Raw genomic sequence first — 951 nt, 5'->3', positions numbered from 1 at the left:
GAGGCGCATCGCACCGCCCACGAGATCGCCGACACGCAAGGCGCGTTGATCGCGGCCACGTTTCCGCCGCTCAACCGCTGCCTGACGGGTTACGACCTGGCGCACCTGTATAGTGACAACGGCGACTTCGACCTCAACAGCGTGCTGTGCGGCGCGGAAGGCACACTGGGATTCCTCGCCGAGGCGACGCTCAACGTGCTGCCCATCCCCAAGCATTCGACACTGGTCAACGTCCGCTACCGGGGCTTCATGGACGCCCTGCGCGACGCCAAGGCGCTGATGAGCGGCGCCTCTTCATCGACCCAGCCGCAGGCGCGCCCCACCTCCATCGAGACGGTCGACGACAAGGTGCTGGCGCTGGCCATGGAGGATTTCGTCTGGGACGGCGTGGCCGAGTTCTTCCCCGCCGAAGGCGAGGATATCCACGGCATTAACCTGATCGAGTTCAACGACGACGACCCCGAACGCCTGGCAGCACGTGTCGAGGCCTTCTGTACGCACCTCGGCACCGATACCCAGGTCGAGCGTCTGGGCTATACCCTGGCCGAGGGCCGCGAGACGATCGGTCGTGTCTACGCCATGCGCAAGCGCGCGGTGGGCCTGCTCGGTAACGCCAAGGGCGAAAAGCGCCCGATTCCCTTCGTCGAGGATACCGCCGTACCACCCGAGCATCTGGCCGATTACATCGCCGAGTTCCGCGCCCTGCTCGACGCTCACGGACTGGAATACGGCATGTTCGGCCATGTCGATGCAGGCGTGCTGCACGTACGCCCGGCCATCGACATGAAAGACCCGGCGCAGGAAGCCCTGATCCGCGAGATTTCCGACCAGGTCGCCGCCCTGACCCAGCGCTATCACGGCCTGCTGTGGGGCGAGCACGGCAAGGGCGTGCGTTCGGAATACGCGCCCCAGTTCTTCGGTGAGCTGTATCCCAGCCTGCAGCGCCTCAAG

At 65.6% G+C, this 951-nt stretch carries 1 protein-coding gene; it reads left to right on the top strand.

All coding sequences use genetic code 11. The features are described 5' to 3' along the window. Positions 1–951: FAD-linked oxidase C-terminal domain-containing protein (locus OP495_RS18345; protein ID WP_280571211.1), on the top strand; the 951-nt coding region annotated here is incomplete at both ends.

Origin of the sequence: Chromohalobacter sp. 296-RDG (assembly GCF_029889885.1) — a bacterium.
In the GTDB taxonomy this organism is placed as follows: domain Bacteria; phylum Pseudomonadota; class Gammaproteobacteria; order Pseudomonadales; family Halomonadaceae; genus Chromohalobacter.
Note: the sequence above shows the minus strand (reverse complement) of the source record. Positions and strands in the feature narration are given on the sequence as shown.